The following is a 20,949-nucleotide window of genomic DNA, read 5'->3' as shown; positions in this document are numbered from 1 at the left end:
ATCGGATGACGGCCTGTATAGCTCGACGTGCAGTGCTGGAGTTCACGTGATGTCGCGCAACCTGGAAGGCCGATATTCGACCATCGCCTCGCCCTGGGACGACTACACCGTCTACAGCTTTCCCGACGCGTCCAAGATCGCGGAGCCTGACCGGCTGCCGATCATGGATGCGATGAATTCGATCATTGCTGTTAACTGGAAAGCAGTCGAACCTCACTGGACTGTCGCGGCATCGCCATTCGACAGCAAATACGGTCTCGTTCTGGTCTACGATCCCTTGGGACTGGTGGCCTTCTCGGTCTACCGCGTGATGACCATCGCGCAGCAGCCGGCCATCTATCGCAGTGGAACTGAAGTGCTGCCCGCACACCAGGGTCGTGGCCTGTATGGGTTCTTTACGTCGCAGATTCTCAAGCATCCCGGCTGCGCCACGCGCAGCGAAGGACTCCTCTACGGTTGGCGAACACGCAATCCGATCGTATGGGCTGCCAACGCGAAGATCTGCGAGAAGGTCGCGCCATCCCTGCTCGGCGATGCTGCGGATCCCGAGCTGCAGGCCGCGTGCGTCGAGATGTGCGCACGACTCTATCCAGGCAAGCCGCTGGAGGTGCCCCGCATGATCATGCGCGGCGCTTATGGTCATATCGAGCATATCCGGCAGGACTATCACGGCACGGCATCGCGCGTGGAGACGGCGATGTCTCGGATCATCCCGGACTCGGCCGACGCGCTGTTCTCCGTCGGGTACGCGAGGGTGTGATGGCGGCGCTTGGACAACGAGCAGTCGTTTCGTCTCTGCCGAGATTTGCCGATCGCGCCTATGTCGCGTGGGCAACGGTCGCGTTCGCCTACGCGATCGCCTTTCTGCAACGGATGTCGCCGCAGACCGTCGGCCTCGACTTCGTACGCGACTTCGGCACCGACGCCTCGGGCGTTGCGATGCTCGCCTCGAGCTACTTCTGGGGCTACACCCTGATGCAGATTCCGGCGGGCATGCTGGTCGACCGCTACGGCGTCAAGCGCGTCATCCTTTGCAGCATGGCTGCGTCGGTGCTCGGCAGCGCGGCCTTCGCCCTGTCGCCCAGCCTGATCGATGTCTTCATCGCACGGGTGATCACGGCCTGCGGCGACGCGCTGGTGTTCACCGCGCTGTTGAAGCTCGTGGCCCAGAGCTTTTCCGACCAACGCTTCGGGCTGATGTCCGGGATCTCCCAGGTGTCCGGCTATGTCGGCGGTGTCGTCGCCACGACGCCGCTTGCGGCCGCCGTCAGCGGATTCGGCTGGCGCAACAGCTTCCTCTTCATCGCCTGCATCGGCCTTGCGAACCTCGCCTGCGCGTCCGTCGCGTTGAAGGCCGCCCCCGCAAACGACAGAGCCCCGACGCTGAGGAGCGTGCTGCTGGCGAGCTGGCATGCGCTCGGATCGGCTGCGACTTGGGGCTGCGCGATGAGCTTTGCATCGCATTTTGCGGTCGTCACCACATTGGCGGGCGTATGGGGCATCCCGATGGTGTCGCACTATTTCGGCATCTCACCGTCGGCGGCGGGCGGTCCTCTGCTGGCCTTCATGGTCGGCAATGCAGTCGGCTCGATCCTGCTGGGCCACGCGGCGGACCGGACGCGGTTGCTGGAGGCAGCCCTGATCCGCATCAGCCTGCTGCGCATGCTGCTCGTGGCGATGCTGCTTCCGGTTCTGGCCCATGCGTTCGGCCTTCTCTATGTCGGCATGGTGTTCGCCATGTTGGGCCTGGTGGCCGGCGGCACGGTGCCGCTGATCCTGAAATGTACGAAGCGTCTCTACACGGCAGAACGCATCGGCGTGGGCGCGTCGATCAACACGACGTCCGCCGGCATTTTCGCCGGGCTCGCGCAGCCGCTCATCGCGTTCGCCATGGTGTCCGCAAGCGGGATCGGCGGGAGTGCGGGAGCGCGCCCGTACACGGTCGCCAATGATGCGGGCTACGCGACGTTGATCGCCATTCTACTGCTGATGTCGCTGCCGGGGATACTCGGCCCGCTGATGATGAGGCGCAAATTGATACTGGCAAACTGAATATAAAGAAAAAGAGAGGGTGAGTATGTCGCGTTTGTTTTTGAGAAAGGACGAAGTTCGATCCGGCCACAGGGCCGGAAGCTGGCAGAGCGTCCTGTTTTCAGAGTTCGAAGCCCAGATGAGCAGCGAAGCCAGACCCTTTCCGTGCGTCTTCGGCGTCGCGGGCTTTCGCGCCGATCAGCTTCGTTATTTGTTCCTAGATCCCATCGACATCGAGGTTCTCGGCCGGCAGCTTGCCCTGTTCGTCTCGGAGAGCCGCTCGCACGGCCCCAATACGTCACTCGTCCTGTTCACGCGCCCGCGCCCGGTCCAGACGCTCGACGCCTACTACAAGAAGTTCTGGCGGATCCTCGATCAGCTCGCGCGCATCGACAAGCAGCCATGGCCTGCGGAGATTCCGCAGACCGTCGATCATCCGATGTGGGAGTTCTCGTTTGCCGGCGAGCCGATCTTCGTCGTCTGCAGCACACCGGCGCATGTAATGCGGCAGAGCCGGCGCTCGAGCGCATTCATGCTCACGTTCCAGCCGCGCTGGGTATTCGAGCGGATGCTCGGCACAGACGAAGCCGCCGCCAAGGCCTTCAGCGAGGTTCGCAAGCGGCTGGCCCCGTTCGACACCACGACACCGTCTCCCCTGCTCGGCCGCTACGGCAATCCGGAGGGCCGGGAATTCAAGCAGTACTTCCTCTACGACGACAATCAACCGCCGCCCGCCTGCCCGTTTCACCAGCTCGCCCAGGCCAAGCCGTCGTCCATCGGAGACAAGGAGCAAGCCGCATGACCCAGATCATTGCCGGAACGAAGACCGATTTTGCGATCGATCCCGACATCCTCGCGCTGCTGCCGTCGCAGGGCTGCATCGAGCTGCAGCACGACGCCGCCGGCAAGGTTCACGCTTTCCACACGCACCCCGTCGACGAGATCCTCGTCGTGATCAAAGGGCGCCTGACGTTCCGATGGGAAGGGGGCGAGCGCGTCTGCACCGCAGGCGACAAGATCCTCCTGCCGGCCGGCACGCTGCACGAATCAGAGGCTCTGGATGATGCAATCTACGCAATTGCAATGAGTCCGATCACAACCACCACCTGTGGTCGGGATGGGTGAGGTCAGGACAGGGGGCGATCGGTTTCCGCCTGCGACTCCGACGTCAGCCGCTCGACCATTTCGATCACTTCGATGCGCTGGCCCGGCGCCAGCTTCAAGAAGGCCTTCAGAAGTCGAAGGCTCTCCACCGCTTCGCTCGATGGGGCTCCGAGCTTCGTGTGCAGCTCCGCGATGAATGTCGAATTCTTCATCTCGCACCTTTGGCAGGAAACGGTAATGCCAGTCCTTAGCAAACGTGAAGGCCTTGCACGCAAGGTAGATACTGCAGCAATTGAGGCTGAAAGTCTTGGTCTGACGACTGCGACCCTGATCCTCAGAATGGCCCGCCTGGAAATCGACCGTGCGGAACCCGACCAGGTTGAAAGTATGCCAGCGAACAACTCTTGCAGCAAGCCGAACTGACCAAACGGTCGATTTCGGCGGCACAATTTGAGCTTTCTGGCAGTTTCTGGCTGACGATGCCAGCAAAAATGGTCGTTTATCGAACGAGGGAGGGGGATTACGCCGGAGGTAAGCTTGTCCTCCATATTAGAGGTCTTCTATAGTTCGAGCGGGAGGACTACGGATTGCGGACGCCGCTTTGGCGTCGTGGTCCCCTCCCGCGGCACAGGGGCTGTAGGAAGACCATGCGCACCTATTATTTCGACATGAAGGATGGCATTCCGACGAGGGACCGGACCGGTCTGGAATTTGCGACCAGTGCCGGGGCGATCGAGCATAGCCGGGATCTGGCCCGGCGGCTTCGACACGATCCCCGCATTACCGATCGCAGACTTTCGATCGTGGTGGTCGACGAATCCGGCGCGGAGATTCACCGCGAGCCGGTCTATCCAGCCGCGATGAAAGTCGGCCTATCCTGAATCTGAGCGGCGCGGCGGCAACGTCGATGGCCGGAAGCAAATTCAACTATTCGTAGACAGAACCGGGACGACTGCAATCAACGCGAGTAGTGCAGCTGGTGATGAGGCTTGCCTCAGCCTGCCTTTGACACCGGCGTTCGTTGCCGAGCGCGCACGCCGATAGGGCCATTGGGCAACCGCCGCTCTCGACGCGCCACGCGACATCAGAATCCAAGACAGCGCGGCAGCACGCGACGGACGAGCGCCGTTCACGTCTCCCCCTGAGCATCACAAGCGCAGCCGTTCGGTGCTATTGCTGCTTCTCCCAGAACGAGAGCAGGCCTTGCGAGGCCGAACCACCGATCACGCAGGGAATGCCGACGGCGACCTGTCCCAGGGCCGCCGCCGAGACGCAGCCGAGCGCAAGCGCGCCGACGCCGAGTTGTCCCCAGAAATCCATGTTGCGGCGGGCATCGGAGCCTTTGAGCTTGAGCTCCTCGACCGCAGCGACGGCGTCCTTGCGCACGGCGCCGAGTTGCACCGTATCGGCCGCCTCGACGACCTCTCTCAGCGGCTCCTTGACGGGACCTGTCTGCCGCGCGAGCTCCTCGCGGAGATAATCGCGCAGGCTGGCATCGCGCACCGAGTAGCTGGCCAACGTGTAGCGCGCCATGCTGCCGATGGTCAGCTTGTCGACCGTATCGCGGCTCTTCGACCACGGCAGCATCTGGACGATGCGCTGGATCGGCACCCGCGAGCCGGTCGCGAAGTAATAACCCCAGAGGATGTCGAGCAGGTCTTGATGCGTTGCGTAGCTGAGCCGGGTATCCAGCTTGCGCTCCTCCTTCTTGAACGGATTTTGCGTCAGCGCGCCACGCAGCTTGTCCATCATGCCCGGCTTGGTCTCCTCCAGCGGGATGTCCATCAAGGTCGGCTGCGTGCCGCTCAGATAGCCGTCGATCATGACCCGGCGGCCCGGCATCTTCGGAGCGACCTTGCGCATGAGATTGCGCCAATCCGGAAGGCCCGAATAAGCGATGGCCCGCACGATCACCCACTCCTCCTCCGGGGGCACGGGGAAGAAGCTGTTGACGAGCTGCTCGGCCTTGGCCGGATTGGAGCCGATCGCACCCGCAATGAAGCCCAGATAGATTCCGGAATTCTCCGGCTCCTTGAAAGTCTGCGAGTGAAACAGCACCCGCACCGCCGCCGGCACATGGGCGTAGTCCGGCTTGGTACGATAATTGTAGATCCAGTTCTGGACGACGCCGAGCGAGGCGCGTGGATCGATCTCGGGGACGACGGCGGCAGCAAGCGCCGATTGAACGAAGGTACAGGCGATGAGGGCCAACGCGATCGCGCGCATGATCTGCTCCCGACAAACGTTCGCCGGCGGCAACGACCGCCGCGGACGAATGAGCACTATGCTGACCAGCGTTTGGCTCGACTCTACGTCGATTCTGCGGCCACCCTCGTTCCGCCGGCCCACCCTTCGCAGGCGTGATCGCAGGCCAACAAGTCTCCACGGCCCCGACATGATTTGGCCGTCCACCCGCTCTTGCATCACGGCGATGACGAGCAGGCAGGAGCGCACATCATGACCGCCCGGAACCGGCGTCACTCGCGCATCAGCAGACCGCGACCAATCGCGATGCTTGTTGCGGCAATGTCCGTGCTGACGTCTCCGGTGATCGCAGCATCCGCAGAAGCCCTTGCGGTACAGGGCAATCGGCGCGTCGATGCCCAGACGGTGCGGTCCTATTTCCATCCTGACGCCGAGGGCCGCTACGACGCGGCCGCGCTGGACGCCGGCCTCAAGGCTCTGGTCGCCACCGGTCTCTTCGACGACGTGAAGATCGGCCGCGCCGGGGGCCGGATCGTCGTCCGGCTGACGGAAGCAAAAGTCCTCGATCGCGTCGCTTTTGAAGGTAACAAGAAGGTGAAGGATGCCGACCTCGCCGGCGCGGTGCTGTCGAAACCACGGGCAGGCCTGCAGCGCGCGACCGTGCAGGGCGACGTGGCCCGCATCCTCCAGGCCTATCACCGGGTCGGACGCGACGACGTCCGTGTCGTCCCAGAGATCATCGACCGCGGCAATGACCGCGTCGACCTGGTCTTCACCATCACCGAGGGCAAGAAGACGCCGGTGCGATCGATCAGCTTCGTCGGCAACAACGCCTATGGGGCACGGCAATTGCGTGCGGTGATCAAGACTTCGGCGACCAACCCGCTCAGCTTCGTGATCGGCGGCAATGTCTACGACGCCGACCGTGTCAACGAGGATCGCGAACTGCTGCGACAATACTATCGCAGCCACGGCTATGCCGATGCCGAGATCACGAATGTGAGCGTCGACTATGACGCGGCGAGCAGCGGCTACAACCTTGTCTTTGCAATCGAGGAAGGCGGACTCTACAAGTTCGGCGCGATCGATGTCTCCTGCAACGTGCAGGGGCTGTCCTGCGACCGCCTGCGACCGCTGTTGGTTGCGCAGCAAGGCGACACGTTCGACGAGAGCAAGATCGACAAGACGACCGAGGTCCTGACGACGGAACTGGGCAAGCTCGGTTTTCCGTTCGCCCAAGTCGAGCCGCGCACCGTCCGCAACGCGCAGGCCCGCGTGGCCGACATCAGCTTCCAGATCGAGCAAGGACGGCGCAGCTATGTCGAGCGCATCGAGATCCACGGCAACAAGAATACGCGCGACGACGTGATCCGCCGCGAGTTCGACATCGGCGAGGGCGATGCCTACAACAGGATCCTGGTCGATCGCGCCGAACGACGCCTGCGCAACCTCAACTACTTCAAGTCCGTCAAGATCACGACGCGGCCCGGCTCGGTCCGAGACCGTGTGGTGCTGGACGTCGAGGCGATCGACCAGCCGACCGGTGATTTCAACGTCTCCGGCGGCTATTCATCCACCGACGGCCTGCTCACCGAGGTCAAGATCGGCGACCGCAACGTGCTCGGCACCGGCAACACGGCGCAGGCGACGTTCACATACGGACAGTTCGCGCGCGGCGCCACCTTGTCCTTCACATCGCCCTATGCGATCGGCCGAACCACGCCCGGCGTCGAATTGTTCGCGCGGCAGAGCATGGCGAGCACGTTCCAATCGTTCGGCAACAATACCTATGGCGGCGCGCTCACTCTGGGCATGCCGGTCAGCGAGCAGACGGCCATGCTGTGGCGCTATTCGCTCTACGATCAGAAGGTCGTGCTCGCCCCCGGGCTGTCGCCCGCAGCCGTATCCCTTCCGGTTCGGCAAGCCGTCGCGGCAGGACGCCAGACGGTGTCCCAGCTCGGCAACACGGTCACCTACAGCACGCTCGACAACACCAAGATGCCGACCAGCGGCATCCGCTCTCAGCTGAGCCAGGATCTCGCCGGCCTCGGTGGCGACGTCCGCTTCCTTCGCACCACCGCCGATGTCCGCTACTACCGGTCCATCAACAGCGATCTGACCGGCATGGTCCGCGGCCAGGGCGGCTATGTCACGGGATGGGGCGGGCAGCAGGCGCCGCTGCTCAACAGCTTCTTCGGCGGTCCGACGATGGTGCGTGGCTTCGCGCCGGGCGGCTTCGGACCGCGTGACCTTACACCGGGATCGACGATGGACAATGTCGGCGGCAGCTACTACTGGGCGACCACGGCGGAGCTGCAGAGCAACATTCCGGGTTTGCCCAAGGAATACGGCTTGCGCGCGTCGGCCTTCGTCGATGCCGGCACCGTGTTCGGCTATCGCGGTCCGACCCAGAACGTCCAGGTCGCCAACAAGAACGTCCTGCGCTCCTCGGTCGGCGTCGGCATGACTTGGGCCTCGCCGTTCGGACCACTCACAGTCGACTACGCGGTGCCGATCAGCAAGGCTGCCTACGACGTCGTGCAGCCGCTGCGCTTCAGCGCAGGCGGCTTCTAGCACGGGTTGGACTCCGGCGCAGGCGGCTTCTAGCACGGGTTGGACTCCGGCGGCGACTTGACGGTCGTCCGGCCGGGTCGACCTCAGTAGGGGTGATAGTAGTGCACGCGCGGACCGTAATACGGATGGCCGTAATACGGACGGACATAGTGCGGCCGAGGTGCGTAGTAGACCTGCGGCGGCCCATAATAGCCAGGCCCGGGATAGTAGCCGGGCTCGTAATAATAGTAGTCATCATGCTGATGCGCGGCAGCGATCGCACCGAAGGTCCCGATCATCGCGCCCATGATGGCAAGGCCGGCGGCCGGATTGCCCCTGTAGACGCGGCGATGCCGGCGACGGGCGCTGAGATCGGTCGCGTCGCCGGCAGCCGCCTTCACGACCGCATGCTTGCTGGCCGGGGGCGCCGGCTGCGCGAAAGCCGGCGCAGGTGGGCTTGTCACGAGGATCGTTGCCGCGGCGGCTGCAAACGCGATTGTCGCGCGGGGTGAACGGAACAGGTATCGACCGATGAACATGGGCATCCCCCGTCTCTTCGTCCGTGACGGATACAACACTCCAGCACGAACTGCTTGACCTGAATCAACGACACGAGCCGGCCGAGTGCACCGAAGCTCGCGTGACCCCGATGGGGCGTTAGACGCAGCGTCTCGCAGCCGGGTTCAATCTCGACCGCATCAATTTTTTCGCGAACCGGCGGGCGGTTGCGACAAACCAATGCCTGCACGCTCACGACCATTCGAACGAGGCGGACAGGAGATTCCATGGCTTCCGGACTGACACGCGCGATTTTCGGCTCCCTTGTACTTTTCGTCGCGACTTCGTCGATGGCGGCGGCCGGGGAAGGCAGGACCTCGTTGTTCAAGGTCGTGACCGTCAAGGACGAGATCGTCATCGGCCTCAACGGCGATGAGCTGACCGCGATCGGCGGCAACGACGCCAGCGCGGTGGCGCACGCTTTGGCGCAAAAGGGAGACCTCACGGCTTGGCAGTACAATGTCCACCGCGGCCCGAACGGCGAGCTGCAGATGACGCCGTCGGCCAAGATCGGCCTGTTGTCCCATGCGTCCTTGCGGGTCGAGCCGTACAGCACGACCTATGCGGTTGCACCGCATCCGTGAGCGGAACGGGGCGCCGGCCAGCGTTCGTGCCTCCCGATGAGACGCGAGCGCCGGCCACGCCGCGTCAGGTCTGCGTCGGACGGCTCGCTCGGACCGGCTGATCGTATTTTCTGGGGATACGATCTGTGGATAAGCCATAGACCAACGCCAGTCGATCCAGGCATTCCTTGAAGCGGCGGGCAAAATAGTCGTTCCAGCGCTGGCTGGCGAGACCGCGCTTATGGCCGACCTGCTCCATCGTGAGGCCGTGCACCAGGACGTCGTGCGTGATCGCCGCGCCATCGGCCCCGAGTTCGCGCTCGGCCCGGTTCAGCCGCAACACGGCCTGTCGCTGGCCTTCGGTCACCGGCTCGCGCCCTCGGGCGCCGTCGACATGCTCGCGCGACGGATCGATCGCCTGTGGGCCCCGTTCCGCCCGCTCCCAATCGTTCTGGAACGCCCGCCCGGCACGGTATTGAGCGTCGTCGAGCTGCTTGTGCGCATGCAGCCGGCCCAGCGGATCGTTGCGAACCGAGCGCAGCGCGACGATCTTCTCGCCCGGCTCGAGGGCCAGCGGATCGTCGATCTCGACCGGGACCACGTCCGCATTGCGCGGCAGATCGTGCGCGCGGCGGTCATGGGTCTTGGGCATGCGGTGGGGCTTGCTGCGTCGGGGGCGCGCCATGTCTCGTCTCCGGAAAATGGAATGGAAGCAGGTTTGGTCGGCGAAACGCCGGGCTTATGCAGCTGCCACGAGCCGCAGGGTCAGGCGCCCGACCGGGCGCACAGCGGTCTCCTCAGGGGGGGTCCGCGTCAGATGGTGGTGCGGCGTGCAGTAGCACGACCCGGGTTGCCGCGGATGGCCACAGAACGTGATCGGGTCGTCGTCCCGGTCGCCGCCGTAGGGGTAGCGGCAGTCATTTGTGCCGAGCTGGTCGAGCGACAACAGCCGCGGGCTGATGCCGACCGAGCGCAGTCGGACCGCGGCGGCGGGTTTCGGCGGCGGTGGCAGCGCCATCGGCCCAGCACCGGCCTTCGGGCTCCGCCGCCGGCCTCCGGCCGCCGCAGACCTCGGCCGGGCCTGGGCGCGCGGGGATGTCGGGGCGGCCGCCGCGACGAGCCCCATCCGCTTGCCGCGGCCGAGCGTGGCATTGCGCGTATAGGCCGTCCCGAACTGCGCATTGAGGGCGCGCGCGATCGCGGCATAGGAGAGCCCCCTGGCATGGAGCTCGCAAAGCATCTTGGAGTGTGGATCTGGCCAATCGGTGGACTGCATTGTCGCCTCTTCCTTCGGGATCGGGGGCCGCGGGCCTTGCCCGTCGCCTCTTTTTCCGTTATTCCGAAGGAAAAGTCAAGCTTGAGTTCTGATTATTCGAAACATATACTCCTTTCCGAGATTCGCAAAAGAGGTCAAAGCCATGTTGGACGTCGCCATGATCGAGCGTGCACTCGAGAAGCCAGGAAAGACCAAAGGAGGGCTCGCCCGTGCCATGGGCGTGCGCCCCGGCGCCGTCTCCGAGATCCTCGGAGGCCAGCGCCTGATCAAAGCCGCCGAGATCCCTCTGATCACGGAATACCTGGAGCTGAACTCGGTTCCCGTCATGGGGCGGGTCGGCGCCGGCTCGGTGATCGAGCCGGATTACGAGCAGGTACCGCTTGAGGGCCTGGGCGAGGTCGCCCTGCCCTTCCCGATCTCCGAGGAGACGATCGCCTTCGAGGTGTCGGGTGATTCGATGCTGCCGAAATACGAGAATGGCGACGTCATCGTCGTCTACCGCGAGCAGCGCCACCCGCTGTCGAGCTTCTACGGCGAGGAGGCTGTGGTGCGCCTCAAGTCCGGCGAGCGCTACCTGAAGACCATCGAGCGCGGCAAATCGCCATCCGTGGTCAATCTCAAGAGCTTCAACGCCAAGCCGATCGTCGGCGTCAAGCTGGACTGGATCGGCGAGATCTTCGTCACCCTGCCGCGGGGGCAGATCTCGCGGATCCGCGCCAAGGCGGTGGCAAAGGCTCGGGCGGCGCGATCGTCGAGCAAGTGAGCGGCCGGCGGCAGGAGGAACGCCCGGTGCTCCTCGTGCCGCCGCCCTTGACAAATTCTGTTTTTCGGAAATAATGGAGCCATCGAGTTCGTCCGAAGGCGAATTGGGGCTCCATGCAGTATTTCGTCGTGATGATCGACTATGGCCGACGCGGATGCGAGGCCGTGGTCGATCCCGAGATGACCCGGCGCGATGTCGTCGCGCGAATCGCGTCGGGCGAATATTCCAACATCAGCTTCATCCATGAGATCCGCGACCATTCCGTCGCGGATCTCACCGCCGACCTCATGTCAGAGGCCGCACTGCCCGAGATCGACGGGCGGGCAGCGGATCTGCAGGCCGCCCGGTTCGATCACCTCCGCGACCTGCGCAAGCACGAGCCGATCGGCTAAACGTCGTGACCGACGTTGCCGGCCGGACGGCCGCGAGAGGTTCGGCCGGCTGCCGCCTCACACCTGCCGTCAGACCAGAAGCACGGTGGACCCCGTCGTCTTGCGCGCCGCCAGATCGGCATGAGCCCTGGCTGCCTCCTTGAGCGGATAGGTCTGGTTGACCTCGATCTTCACCGCGCCGGACTTGACCACGTCGAACAGCTCTTTGGCCATCGCAACCAGACTCTCGCGCTTGGCCGCGTAGGTGAACAGCGTGGGCCGGGTCACGAACAGCGAGCCCTTTTGCGCGAGAAGCCCGAGGTTCAGCGGATCGACCGCGCCGGAGGACTGGCCGAACAGCACCGCATAGCCGAGCGGCGCGAGGCAATCGAGCGATTTCAGGAACGTGTCCTTGCCGACGGAATCATAGACCACCGGCACCTTCTTGCTGTCGGTGATCTCGTTCACGCGAGCAACGAAGTCCTCGCGGGAGTAGACGATCGTATGCGCGCAGCCATGCTCCCTCGCCAACTGCGCCTTGTCGTCGCTGGAGACCGTGCCGATGACGGTGACACCCAGATGCTTGGCCCACTGGCTGAGGATGAGCCCGACCCCGCCGGCGGCCGCATGCAGCAGAATGGTCTCGCCGGCCTTGACCCGGTAGGTCTGGCGGATCAGGTACTGGGCGGTGAGGCCCTTGAGCATCATCGCGGCAGCCGTCTTGTCGTCGATCTCGTCCGGCAGCTTCAGCAGCAGCGCCGCCGGCATCAGCCGCGCCTCGGAATAGGCGCCGAGCGGCGACGAGCCATAGGCGACGCGATCTCCGACCTTCAGGTCCGTAACCCCCTCACCGACTTCCTCGATCACACCGGCGCCCTCGCTTCCCAGGCCGCTCGGCAGCTGGACGGGATAGAGGCCCGACCGATTATAGATGTCGATGAAATTGAGCCCGACCGCCGTGTGGCGGATGCGTGCCTCGCCCGGGCCAGGCTTGCCGACCTCGACCTGCTCCCAGCTGAGGACCTCGGGACCACCGGTCTTGTGAAAACGAATGGCATTCGTCATGTGACGTTCCTCCCTGTTTGACGCCGGAGGTCGCACCGCTCCGTCGCGGCTGTTCTACGTGCACGGGCATCATCATGTGCGACTGAGACCTGGATGATTTGGTAGCCGCTCTTGCCGCCGCTTGGCAATCGCTTCAAGGCGCCCCCGCGCACAGGAACAACGCTCGCCGTTCCAGCGTTCACGGGCGATAGCGGAGGACAGCTCCAATGCCGCCTAAAAAACGCAGCGCGGTGGTCAACCCGGCCATCCTGATCGAGCTCGCTTGTCACACCTTCATGGGCACCGCGCTCGGTCTCGGCTTCGCCTTTGCGCTGACCCAGGTCGATGCCTTCGGGATTTCGACCCTGATCGCCCACAGCGGCGATCCGCACATGACCTTCACCGTTCTCGTCGGCACGTTCACGCTGGCATTTGCGGTGGGCGCCACAATGACCGGGATCGTCTTCACAATGATGCAAGAGAGGTGACGCAAACCGGCTGAACATCGCCACCGGGACGTGGCCGCCGCCCCGTCCGACGGTCGTCAGTGGCTGAAACCGTCATATGCACGTCGTGCAAAGATTGCAGATGAATGGCATTCGGACCGCGGAGCCGAGAATGCCCAGACGATCGGTTGCGGTTGCTCTGCCATCGACGAGAGCGAACCCGCCACGACATATCGTCGCACGACGCCTTGCGCGGGCGGAAAGCACACCGTCATGACCAGCGGCTGGCTCGCGCTTCTGGCCGCAGGACTGCTCGAGATCATCTGGGCGCTCGGTCTCAAGCACTCCGACGGGCTGACGCGATTCTGGCCTAGCCTGGGCACCGTGGTTGCGATCCTGCTCAGCTTCGCAATGATGTCGTTCGCATTGCGATCACTGCCCTTTGGCACCGCCTACGCGGTATGGACCGGGATCGGCGCCGCAGGGAGCATCATCGTCGGCATGATTGTCTACAGCGAGCCGGCTGATCCGGTGCGACTGCTCTGCCTGACGCTGATCATCGCCGGCATGGTCGGACTCAAATTGAACTCGCCGGTCTGACCGACCACGCACGGTCCGGCGACTCCGGCAGAGCTCGATCATGCCGAACAGAGCGAGCGACAGCACGAACGGCAGCAGATGGTAGAGAATGCGAAAGATCAACAGCGCCGCGAGCAGCTTCTCCTGACCATTGCCGCCGAGGCCGAGCAGGATGGTCGCATCGAATACACCGATGCCCGCCGGCGCGTGGCTGGCAAATCCCAGCAGGGTTGCTGCTATGAAGACCGCGATCAACCGCATCACGTCGATGCCGAGTTCGGCCGGCAGCAGCACATACATCGCGAGCGCGGCCGTACTGAGATCGAACAGTCCGATCAGGATCTGCAGCAGCACCGCCGGCCCCGACGGCAGACGTACCGGCCATCGGAGGCTACGACGCCCCGGCCAGCTCCAGACAACGAAGGCGAGCACGCCAGCCAACAGCGCCGCCGCGATCAGCCGATTGAGCGTCGGCGGCCAGTATTCAACCCAACCGAAGGCATCGGGGTCGATCATCAGGCTCAGACCAAGTGCGGTCAGATTGCCGAGCCAGAACGTCACCCCCGTGAGAAAGCTGATATTGGCAATGTCGATCGCACTCAGTCGATACGGCGCATAGATCCGGTAGCGCACCAGCGGGGAGATCAGCGCCACCACGCCGATGCCATGCGCGATCGGATAGCTGGTAAAGCTGCCGACAGCAGCTGCACGAAACGGAATGTCGTCGCGGCCGATCGTGCGTAGCGCGAAGAGATCATAGAGCGTCAGGCTGGCGTAGGAGAGCGCGATCAGCGCCAACGCGAGAACGATGAGCTTGTGATCGGTCGCCTGCGCGATCGATACGACATGACCGACATCGAGCTTCTTGAGCGCCCGCATCAGCACGACGACCGCAATCGCGGCGATCGAGATGCTCAATGCCAATCCCCCCAGACCACGGAGCCACGTCCTGCGGCTCAGGTGCGGCGTCAGATCGTCGTTCAGCACAGCCATTCAACGGATCTCGCGCCGCGCAGTTCGCGCCGGCTGATTCGAGCGGGATGATGGCGCCGTGTGACACGCTGATGTGACAGCTGCGTTACTCTGGATCACGCAGCGCCCGCATTAATTGCCCGTTAACCACGCGCCAGCTGCATGTTGCACCGCGCAGGGTTCGTGGGCGCCACATTGCAAATTGCGGATCATTCAAAATTGAATTAAACGCGGCGTCCTTCGCGCGTAATGACATGAGCCGTATCACTACGGATGCATGGCGGTCGCATCTTCGTCACGCTGTTTACCTAAGACGTGTGCGCGACAACAAGGCTACGAGGCAACATGAACGCGGACTTCGATCACGAGCTCACGCCGGATCAATGGGAGGTGCTGAAGGCGCTCCGCACTCCCGCGCGTGAACGCCGCCGGTTGAACAGCATGGTCGTGAGCCAACTCGTTGACCTCGGACTTGCGGTCATCGATGACGGCACGGCAACCATCACGCAGGATGGCCGCAAGGTGCTGATCCGGGGCTCGTCACGCCTGCTCGACGTGGCCGCTTGACAACGCGCTGAGCCCATCACGCCGCGAGCCGCCGTCACCACATCGACTGGCGCGCCCGCTCGGGCCACTCGCGGTCGTACTCGGCCCCGTCGATGGCGTCGGCCGTCATCGCGGCCAGGATCTGACCGGGGGTCGGGATCTGCTTGGAATCGACCCGCTTGTCCGGGTTCCAGAGATCAGCACGCACGATGGCTCGGGCGCATTGAAAGTAGATCTCGTCCACGGTCATGACGAGAACGCTCCTCGGCAGCTTGCCCTCCATCCGGAACGACTCCAGCAGAGCGGCGTCCGTGGAGAGCTGACCACGTCCGTTCACACGCAGCGTATTGCCAGATCCCGGAATCAGGAACAGCAGGCCTATCCGCGGATCACGCACGATGTTCCGCAATGAATCGATGCGATTGTTGCCACGTCGGTCGGGCATCATCAGCGTCTTCTCGTCGTGGATACGGACGAAACCGGGACGATCTCCGCGCGGCGAGCAGTCGAGACCTTCCGGGCCGCAGGTCGCGAGTGCGACGAACGGCGACGTCTCGATCATCACGCGATAGTGCGGCGTTACGCGATCTGCGACCTTCGCCGTCGATGTAATGCCAGTCTGGCCATAGATCGCTTCGAGTTGCTCAATCGTGGTGATGACCGACATCGTTCGCACCTTCCATTGTCCCCGGCAGGGCTCCGGCCCCCCTGATCACATCGAGCAGCCTGCGTCCGTGCGGAGCCGGATCGCCCACATTCACGATGGTGACATCCGCCGCCACCGTGTCGTCCTTGACCGTCCGCTGAAGCCGCTCGCCGATGTCGGCATCGCTCGGGCGATGCCGCTTGCCCAGACGTTCCGCGAGCACCTCCGCCGGCGCCGTGATGTTCACGACGACGACATCGGCATAATCATGCCGCGCCAACGGGATGACCATCCGCGACACGTTTACGACGACGGTGCGGCCCGCGGCGATGTCGTCCCTGATCGTACGCGGAACACCATAGCGGTGGCCATGCGCATCCCAATGCAAAGCGAACGCACCTGAAGCCAGGGCCTCGTGAAAAGCGGCCTCGCTCATCTCCAGATTGTCCTCGAATGCCGACGCCTCGCGGGTCACAACGCGTTGCGGGAACACGATGCGATCGTCACCAGCGCATTCGGCTCGCGCCAGATTGAGCAAGGTGTCCTTGCCCGCTCCGCTCGGCCCGACGACGAGCACGAGCCGGCCCGGCCCCAGTTGTTCGCTACCATCAGCCGATCGGCTGGACTCTCCGCTCATGCGACCCGCAATCCTTCCCGCCATGCGCTGCGCACGACCGCGAGATCACCAGCCAGATGAACGCGGATCAGGTCTGCGCGCTTGCCGGCGGCAATTTCGCCGCGATCATGAAGACCCACCGCCTCGGCGGGAGCCTTGGTCACGGTGCGGACCGCAGCAGCGAGATCGATCGCCGGCACGCGCTGCGGCAGTTGCAGCGCGCCCATCAGCAGGCTCGAAGGCACGTAGTCGGATGAGAGAATGTCGAGCAGGCCCTCGCGCGCGAGATCGACCGCGGCGATGTTGCCCGAATGCGATCCGCCGCGCACGACATTGGGCGCACCCATCAGGATGCTGATACCGGCCTCGTGAAGCCCCCGCGCAGCCTCCATCGTGGTTGGAAACTCCGCCACGGCGATGCCGTCCTTGATCGCGTCGGCAACATTCTCCGCGGTGGTGTCGTCATGACTGGCCAGTGGAACATCATGGATCTTCGCCAGCGCAACGATGTCGCGCATGTTCGAGGCCGCATATGCTTTTTGATAGGCAAAGCGCCGCTCGAACATCACGTCGAGCTCGGCGTCGGTCTTGCCCCCGCTCTTACCGCGATAATAGTCCCGCAGCTTCCCCTCATCACGAAACTGTCGCTGCCCGGGCGTGTGATCCATCAGGGACATCAAGCGGACATCGGAACGGCCAGCCAGCTGCTTCGCCTCCTCGACAACGGTCGGCATCGGCACCTCGCAGCGCAGATGCAGGAAATGGTCGGCGCGCAGCAGGCGGCCGTCGCGCGCGGTTGCGATCGCCTCGGCGAGCACATTCGCCTGGCCGTCGACGCCTTCGGCGCCTTCCTCGCTCCAGACCCGCAAGGAGTCTAGCACCGTCGTGATGCCCGCGGTCGCCAGTTGCCCGTCATAGGAGATCACTGCGGCAACGGGATCCCAATAGACCTTCGGCCGCGGCACGAAATGCGCCTCGAGATGATCGGTATGCAGCTCGATCAAGCCGGGCATGAGCAGATCCCCCTCGGCATCAAGACTGCCCACGGGCGCAGCCCCTTCACCCAGCTCGACGATGCGGCCACCTGCGATGGCCACCCAGCCCTGCTCGACGACTCTCTCGGCGAGAACCAGCCTGGCATTGCCTATCACCGTGTCGGACATGTTCGCGCTCATCTGTTGTTTGTGCCTGTTATGCCGCCGCCGCGAAAGTCGTCACATCGACCGTGCGATCTGCGATCTGCATCCGAACTTCGTCGTCATGCACGATCGCTATCATGGCGACGCCGGCTTGCTTCTTCGCCGCAATCAAGTCCACCACGACGGCGCGGTTCGCCGCATCGAGCGAGGCAGTCGGCTCGTCCAGCAGCAGGATCGGAACGTTCGATATGAACCCGCGTGCGATATTGACGCGCTGCTGCTCGCCGCCGGAAAATGTCGACGGCGGCAGCGACCACAGCCGCTCGGGAATGTTGAGCCGGCCGAGCAAGGCGCCGGCCCGCACGCGCGCATCCTCCCGCGAGAGCCCCGCGGTGAGCAGCGGCTCGGCGACGACGTCGAGCGCCGGCACGCGCGGTACCGCGCGTAGGAACTGGCTGACATAGCCGATGGTCATCCGCCTCGCATTGAGCACCAGGCGTGGCTCGGCGCCTGCGAGGTTCGTCATCTCGCCCTGATGACGGACGCTGATGCGGCCACCATCGCACCGATAGTTGCCGAAGATCATCTTCAGTATCGACGACTTTCCGGCGCCGGACGGCCCCGACAGGACGACGCACTCTCCCGCATTGACCTTGAACGACACGTCGCGCACCACGGGCAGAGAGATCCCGCCCTGCAGGTGCATGGTGAAGGTCTTCCGGGCATTCTCGACATCAAGCATCAGGGTCATTGTTATCGGGCTCATGGCGGCAGGATCGAGGACACGAGAAGCTGTGTGTAGGGCTCGCGCGGATCATCGAGCACCTGATCGGTGAGGCCAGTCTCGATCACCCGCCCCTCCTTCATGACCATCACACGGTGGGACAGCAGCCGCGCCACCGCAAGATCGTGCGTGACGACGATCGCCGCGAGGCCGAGCTCGTTGACGAGGCTGCGCATCAGGTCGAGCAGGCGCGCCTGCACCGAGACGTCGAGCCCGCCGGTCGGCTCGTCCATGAACACCAGCCGCGGCTCCGTTACCAGATTGCGCGCAATCTGCAGCCGCTGCCGCATGCCGCCGGAATAGGTCCGCGGCGCATCATCGATACGGGCGGCGTCGATCTCGACCCGCTGCAGCCAGGACGATGCGGTCTGCCTGATACGGCCGTAGTTGTTCCAACCAATGGCCATCAGCCGCTCGCCGACATTGGCGCCCGCGGACACGGCCATGCGCAGGCCTTGCGCCGGGTCCTGGTGCACATAGCCCCAGTCGGTGCGGAACAGAAAACGCCGTTCGGCCTCGCCGAGATCGGCGAGACTGCGCAGCACGCCATCGCGCATCCGGTAGGACACGCGCCCCGCGCTTGGCGCGAGCTGCGCCGAGAGCATCTGCAGCAGCGTCGACTTTCCCGAGCCGGATTCACCGACGATCGCGAGCACCTCGCCCGGATAAAGCACGAACGAGACGTCGCGACAGGCTGCGAGCCGGCCGTAGCTCTTGCCAAGCTCTTCAGCGACCAGCAGCGGCTGATCGGATGCGCTGTTCATGTCAACCATGAGCGCCCTCCTTGTGCGGGGCGGCATTCTCGACGCCCCGATGTCCGGCCGCCTGGCGGCCCTCGCAATAGTCGGTGTCGGAGCAGACGAACATGCGGCTTCCCTTGTCGTCGGTGACGATCTCGTCGAGATAGGAATCCTCAGCGCCGCAAAGCGCGCAGGGCGCGTCGAATTTGTAGCGCGTGAACGGATGGTCCTCGAAATCGAGCGACACCACGGACGTATAAGGCGGGATGGCATAGATCCGCTTCTCGCGCCCCGCTCCGAACAGTTGCAGCGCCGGGCAATTGTCCATCTTCGGATTGTCGAATTTGGGCGTCGGCGACGGGTCCATCACGTAGCGCGCATTGACCTTGACCGGATAGGCATAGGACGTCGCGATGTGGCCGAACCGGGCAATATCCTCATAGAGCTTGACGTGCATCAGGCCGTATTCGGCGAGCGCATGCATGCGGCGAGTCTCGGTCTCGCGCGGCTCGAGAAACCGCAGCGGCTCCGGGATCGGCACCTGAAAGACGAGCACCTGGCCCTCCCGCAGCGGCGCCTCGGGAATGCGATGCCGAGTCTGGATCACGCTTGCCTCTTCGGTCGATGTCGTCGTTTCCACGCCTGCCGTCTTGGCGAAGAACTTGCGGATCGAGATCGCGTTGGTGGTGTCGTCCGAGCCTTGGTCGATCACTTTGAGTACGTCATGCGGGCCGAGAATGGCTGCCGTGACCTGCACGCCGCCGGTGCCCCAGCCATAGGGCATCGGCATCTCGCGGCTCGCAAACGGCACCTGATAGCCGGGAATGGCGATGGCCTTGAGGATCGCGCGGCGGATCATCCGCTTGGTCTGCTCGTCGAGATAGGCGAAGTTGTAGGTCGGCGCGTTCATTCCGCGGCCTCCTTCAACACGGGAACGGCATTGGCATCGGCAAACTCCTGGCGCAGCTTGCGCAGCAGCCCTAGCTCGGATTGAAAGTCGACGTAGTGCGGCAATTTCAGATGCTCGACAAAGCCGGTTGCCTGCACGTTGTCGGAATGCGACATCACGAACTCCTCGTCCTGCGCCGGGGCGATCAAATCCTCGCCGAGCTCGCGCGCGCGCAGCGCGCGATCGACCAGCGCCATCGACATCGTCTTGCGCTCGCTCTGACCGAAGGCCAGGCCATAGCCGCGGGTGAAGCATGGCGGCTCGCTCGCCGAACCCTTGAACTGATTGACCATCTGGCATTCGGTCAGCGCGAGCGATCCGAGCGGCACAGCGAAGCCGATCTCCTCGGCGAAGAACTCCACCTCGACCTCGCCGAAACGGATCTCGCCTGCGAACGGATGGTTGCGGCCATAGCCGCGTTGCGTCGAATAGCCGAGCGCCAGCAGAAAGCCTTCGTCGCCGCGCGCGAGGTTCTGCAGCCGCAGATCGCGGCCGGCAGGATAGCTCAGCGGATCACGCGTGAGATCTCCCACGGGCACGTCGGGATCCGCATCGGGCGACCGCTCGATCAATCCGTCCTGACCGAGAATGTCGGTGACGCGCGGCATCGGCGCGTCGGATGTCGACGCAAGCGCCGGCGCCTCGGGATCGCCTGCCTCGGCCAGAGCCGGATCGAGCAGCCGGTGCGTGTAGTCGAAGGTCGGGCCCAGCACTTGTCCGCCGGGAATGTCCTTGAAGGTCGACGATACGCGCCGCTGCACGCGCATCTCGCCGGTGTCGACCGGCTCGGTCGCACCGAAGCGCGGCAGGGTCGCGCGGAAGGCGCGCACCAGGAAGATCGCCTCGATGAGATCGCCGCGCGCCTGCTTGATGGCAAGCGCGGCCAGCTCGCGATCATACAGCGAACCCTCGCTCATGACGCGGTCGACCGCGAGTCCGAGCTGCTCCGAGATCTGCGCAAGTGACAACTCGGGCACGCTCCTGTCGCCGCGGCGCTCGTGCGCCAGCAGCCGGTGTGCGTTCTCGATGGCGCGCTCGCCGCCTTTGACCGCCACATACATCCG

27 protein-coding genes are annotated in these 20,949 nt (G+C 64.2%); 14 read left to right on the top strand and 13 right to left on the bottom strand.

Annotation, left to right across the window (positions count from 1 at the left end; all coding sequences use genetic code 11):
• Positions 1-49 precede the first annotated feature (49 nt).
• The 4 genes from HL666_RS16000 (at position 50) to HL666_RS15985 (ending at position 3,156) form a co-directional block, all read left to right on the top strand.
• Positions 50-760, top strand: a complete 711-nt coding sequence (locus tag HL666_RS16000; protein WP_172112584.1) for a hypothetical protein — start codon at positions 50-52, stop codon at positions 758-760.
• A complete protein-coding gene (locus HL666_RS15995) occupies positions 760-2,052 on the top strand; it encodes an MFS transporter (RefSeq protein ID WP_172182362.1) in 1,293 nt (430 codons plus the stop codon). The genes HL666_RS16000 and HL666_RS15995 overlap by 1 nt, the downstream gene beginning before the upstream one ends.
• Positions 2,053-2,170: 118 nt before the next feature.
• On the top strand, positions 2,171-2,833 hold the full coding sequence (locus tag HL666_RS15990; RefSeq protein ID WP_246739252.1) for a YqcI/YcgG family protein: 663 nt from the start codon (positions 2,171-2,173) through the stop codon (positions 2,831-2,833).
• Entirely contained in the window at positions 2,830-3,156 is a 327-nt protein-coding gene (locus HL666_RS15985) for a cupin domain-containing protein (protein ID WP_172182361.1), read from the top strand. The genes HL666_RS15990 and HL666_RS15985 overlap by 4 nt, the downstream gene beginning before the upstream one ends.
• A 2-nt stretch (positions 3,157-3,158) precedes the next feature.
• Here HL666_RS15985 and HL666_RS15980 read toward each other — a convergent pair whose 3' ends face one another.
• The gene (locus HL666_RS15980) at positions 3,159-3,347 is read right to left on the bottom strand and encodes a hypothetical protein (RefSeq protein ID WP_172112580.1); all 189 of its coding nucleotides are present in this window, start codon (positions 3,345-3,347) and stop codon (positions 3,159-3,161) included.
• Here HL666_RS15980 and HL666_RS15975 point away from each other — a divergent pair.
• Both HL666_RS15975 and HL666_RS15970 read left to right on the top strand, forming a co-directional pair.
• On the top strand, positions 3,328-3,558 hold the full coding sequence (locus tag HL666_RS15975) for a hypothetical protein (RefSeq protein WP_246739251.1): 231 nt from the start codon (positions 3,328-3,330) through the stop codon (positions 3,556-3,558). The two genes, HL666_RS15980 and HL666_RS15975, sit on opposite strands and share 20 nt — an antisense overlap.
• A gap of 224 nt (positions 3,559-3,782) precedes the next feature.
• Complete coding sequence (locus tag HL666_RS15970; RefSeq protein WP_172112579.1) at positions 3,783-4,016, top strand: DUF6894 family protein; 234 nt, start codon at positions 3,783-3,785, stop codon at positions 4,014-4,016.
• A 289-nt stretch (positions 4,017-4,305) separates the two neighbouring features.
• On the opposite strand, the gene HL666_RS15965 is transcribed toward HL666_RS15970, so the two are convergent.
• The gene (locus tag HL666_RS15965) at positions 4,306-5,361 is read right to left on the bottom strand and encodes a hypothetical protein (RefSeq protein ID WP_172112578.1); all 1,056 of its coding nucleotides are present in this window, start codon (positions 5,359-5,361) and stop codon (positions 4,306-4,308) included.
• Between the two features lie 300 nt (positions 5,362-5,661).
• Between HL666_RS15965 and bamA the strand changes: the two genes are divergently transcribed.
• Entirely contained in the window at positions 5,662-7,914 is a 2,253-nt protein-coding gene (gene bamA, locus HL666_RS15960) for an outer membrane protein assembly factor BamA (RefSeq protein ID WP_512699044.1), read from the top strand.
• 83 nt (positions 7,915-7,997) lie between these two features.
• On the opposite strand, the gene HL666_RS15955 is transcribed toward bamA, so the two are convergent.
• Positions 7,998-8,432: a hypothetical protein gene (locus tag HL666_RS15955; protein WP_172182796.1), complete on the bottom strand. Its 435-nt coding sequence runs from the start codon at positions 8,430-8,432 to the stop codon at positions 7,998-8,000.
• Positions 8,433-8,678: 246 nt separating this feature from the next.
• On the opposite strand from HL666_RS15955, the gene HL666_RS15950 reads away from it, so the two are divergent.
• Positions 8,679-9,035 (top strand): hypothetical protein, encoded by a 357-nt coding sequence (locus HL666_RS15950; protein ID WP_172182358.1) that lies wholly within the window; start codon positions 8,679-8,681, stop codon positions 9,033-9,035.
• Between the two features lie 64 nt (positions 9,036-9,099).
• Here HL666_RS15950 and HL666_RS15945 read toward each other — a convergent pair whose 3' ends face one another.
• Together HL666_RS15945 and HL666_RS15940 are read right to left on the bottom strand one after the other, a co-directional pair.
• The gene (locus tag HL666_RS15945) at positions 9,100-9,699 is read right to left on the bottom strand and encodes a DUF6456 domain-containing protein (RefSeq protein ID WP_172112576.1); all 600 of its coding nucleotides are present in this window, start codon (positions 9,697-9,699) and stop codon (positions 9,100-9,102) included.
• 54 nt (positions 9,700-9,753) lie between these two features.
• Positions 9,754-10,290, bottom strand: a complete 537-nt coding sequence (locus HL666_RS15940; RefSeq protein ID WP_172182356.1) for a GcrA family cell cycle regulator — start codon at positions 10,288-10,290, stop codon at positions 9,754-9,756.
• A 142-nt stretch (positions 10,291-10,432) separates the two neighbouring features.
• On the opposite strand from HL666_RS15940, the gene HL666_RS15935 reads away from it, so the two are divergent.
• Both HL666_RS15935 and HL666_RS15930 read left to right on the top strand, forming a co-directional pair.
• Positions 10,433-11,053 (top strand): LexA family transcriptional regulator, encoded by a 621-nt coding sequence (locus HL666_RS15935; protein WP_172112574.1) that lies wholly within the window; start codon positions 10,433-10,435, stop codon positions 11,051-11,053.
• A 113-nt stretch (positions 11,054-11,166) separates the two neighbouring features.
• Positions 11,167-11,445 carry a hypothetical protein gene (locus HL666_RS15930; RefSeq protein WP_172132866.1) on the top strand — a complete coding sequence of 93 codons (279 nt, stop codon included), beginning with the start codon at positions 11,167-11,169 and terminating at the stop codon, positions 11,443-11,445.
• Between the two features lie 69 nt (positions 11,446-11,514).
• Here the strand turns inward: HL666_RS15930 and HL666_RS15925 are convergent, their stop codons facing one another.
• The gene (locus HL666_RS15925) at positions 11,515-12,489 is read right to left on the bottom strand and encodes a quinone oxidoreductase family protein (RefSeq protein ID WP_172112572.1); all 975 of its coding nucleotides are present in this window, start codon (positions 12,487-12,489) and stop codon (positions 11,515-11,517) included.
• Positions 12,490-12,695: 206 nt separating this feature from the next.
• Here HL666_RS15925 and HL666_RS15920 point away from each other — a divergent pair, with 206 nt between their 5' ends.
• From HL666_RS15920 to HL666_RS15900, 4 genes are all read left to right on the top strand, one after another.
• Complete coding sequence (locus tag HL666_RS15920; RefSeq protein ID WP_172112571.1) at positions 12,696-12,956, top strand: hypothetical protein; 261 nt, start codon at positions 12,696-12,698, stop codon at positions 12,954-12,956.
• A 231-nt stretch (positions 12,957-13,187) separates the two neighbouring features.
• Entirely contained in the window at positions 13,188-13,514 is a 327-nt protein-coding gene (locus tag HL666_RS15915; protein ID WP_172112805.1) for a DMT family transporter, read from the top strand.
• Between the two features lie 825 nt (positions 13,515-14,339).
• Entirely contained in the window at positions 14,340-14,537 is a 198-nt protein-coding gene (locus HL666_RS15905) for a hypothetical protein (protein ID WP_172112527.1), read from the top strand.
• A 273-nt stretch (positions 14,538-14,810) separates the two neighbouring features.
• The gene (locus HL666_RS15900; protein WP_172182355.1) at positions 14,811-15,032 is read left to right on the top strand and encodes a hypothetical protein; all 222 of its coding nucleotides are present in this window, start codon (positions 14,811-14,813) and stop codon (positions 15,030-15,032) included.
• 34 nt (positions 15,033-15,066) lie between these two features.
• Here the strand turns inward: HL666_RS15900 and HL666_RS15895 are convergent, their stop codons facing one another.
• Genes HL666_RS15895 through HL666_RS15865 form a run of 7 tightly spaced genes read right to left on the bottom strand, consistent with a single transcriptional unit; the run spans position 15,067 to position 20,946 of the window.
• The gene (locus tag HL666_RS15895; RefSeq protein ID WP_172182353.1) at positions 15,067-15,678 is read right to left on the bottom strand and encodes a pyridoxamine 5'-phosphate oxidase family protein; all 612 of its coding nucleotides are present in this window, start codon (positions 15,676-15,678) and stop codon (positions 15,067-15,069) included.
• Positions 15,656-16,294, bottom strand: coding sequence for a phosphonate metabolism protein/1,5-bisphosphokinase (PRPP-forming) PhnN (gene phnN / locus HL666_RS15890; RefSeq protein ID WP_172182352.1), 639 nt, complete (start codon positions 16,292-16,294; stop codon positions 15,656-15,658). Before phnN ends, HL666_RS15895 begins: the two co-directional genes overlap by 23 nt.
• Complete coding sequence (locus HL666_RS15885) at positions 16,291-17,448, bottom strand: alpha-D-ribose 1-methylphosphonate 5-triphosphate diphosphatase (RefSeq protein ID WP_172132861.1); 1,158 nt, start codon at positions 17,446-17,448, stop codon at positions 16,291-16,293. The genes phnN and HL666_RS15885 overlap by 4 nt, the downstream gene beginning before the upstream one ends.
• Before the next feature lie 16 nt (positions 17,449-17,464).
• Positions 17,465-18,163, bottom strand: a complete 699-nt coding sequence (phnL, locus tag HL666_RS15880; RefSeq protein ID WP_172112566.1) for a phosphonate C-P lyase system protein PhnL — start codon at positions 18,161-18,163, stop codon at positions 17,465-17,467.
• An 11-nt stretch (positions 18,164-18,174) separates the two neighbouring features.
• The gene (phnK, locus tag HL666_RS15875; protein WP_172112565.1) at positions 18,175-18,969 is read right to left on the bottom strand and encodes a phosphonate C-P lyase system protein PhnK; all 795 of its coding nucleotides are present in this window, start codon (positions 18,967-18,969) and stop codon (positions 18,175-18,177) included.
• Positions 18,962-19,846 (bottom strand): alpha-D-ribose 1-methylphosphonate 5-phosphate C-P-lyase PhnJ, encoded by an 885-nt coding sequence (locus HL666_RS15870; protein WP_172112564.1) that lies wholly within the window; start codon positions 19,844-19,846, stop codon positions 18,962-18,964. Before HL666_RS15870 ends, phnK begins: the two co-directional genes overlap by 8 nt.
• Complete coding sequence (locus HL666_RS15865; protein WP_172182350.1) at positions 19,843-20,946, bottom strand: carbon-phosphorus lyase complex subunit; 1,104 nt, start codon at positions 20,944-20,946, stop codon at positions 19,843-19,845. Before HL666_RS15865 ends, HL666_RS15870 begins: the two co-directional genes overlap by 4 nt.
• Positions 20,947-20,949: the final 3 nt, after the last annotated feature.

The sequence above is a fragment of the Bradyrhizobium aeschynomenes genome (assembly GCF_013178945.1).
In the GTDB taxonomy this organism is placed as follows: Bacteria; Pseudomonadota; Alphaproteobacteria; order Rhizobiales; family Xanthobacteraceae; genus Bradyrhizobium; species Bradyrhizobium aeschynomenes.
This window is presented reverse-complemented; position numbering and strand designations above follow the sequence as displayed.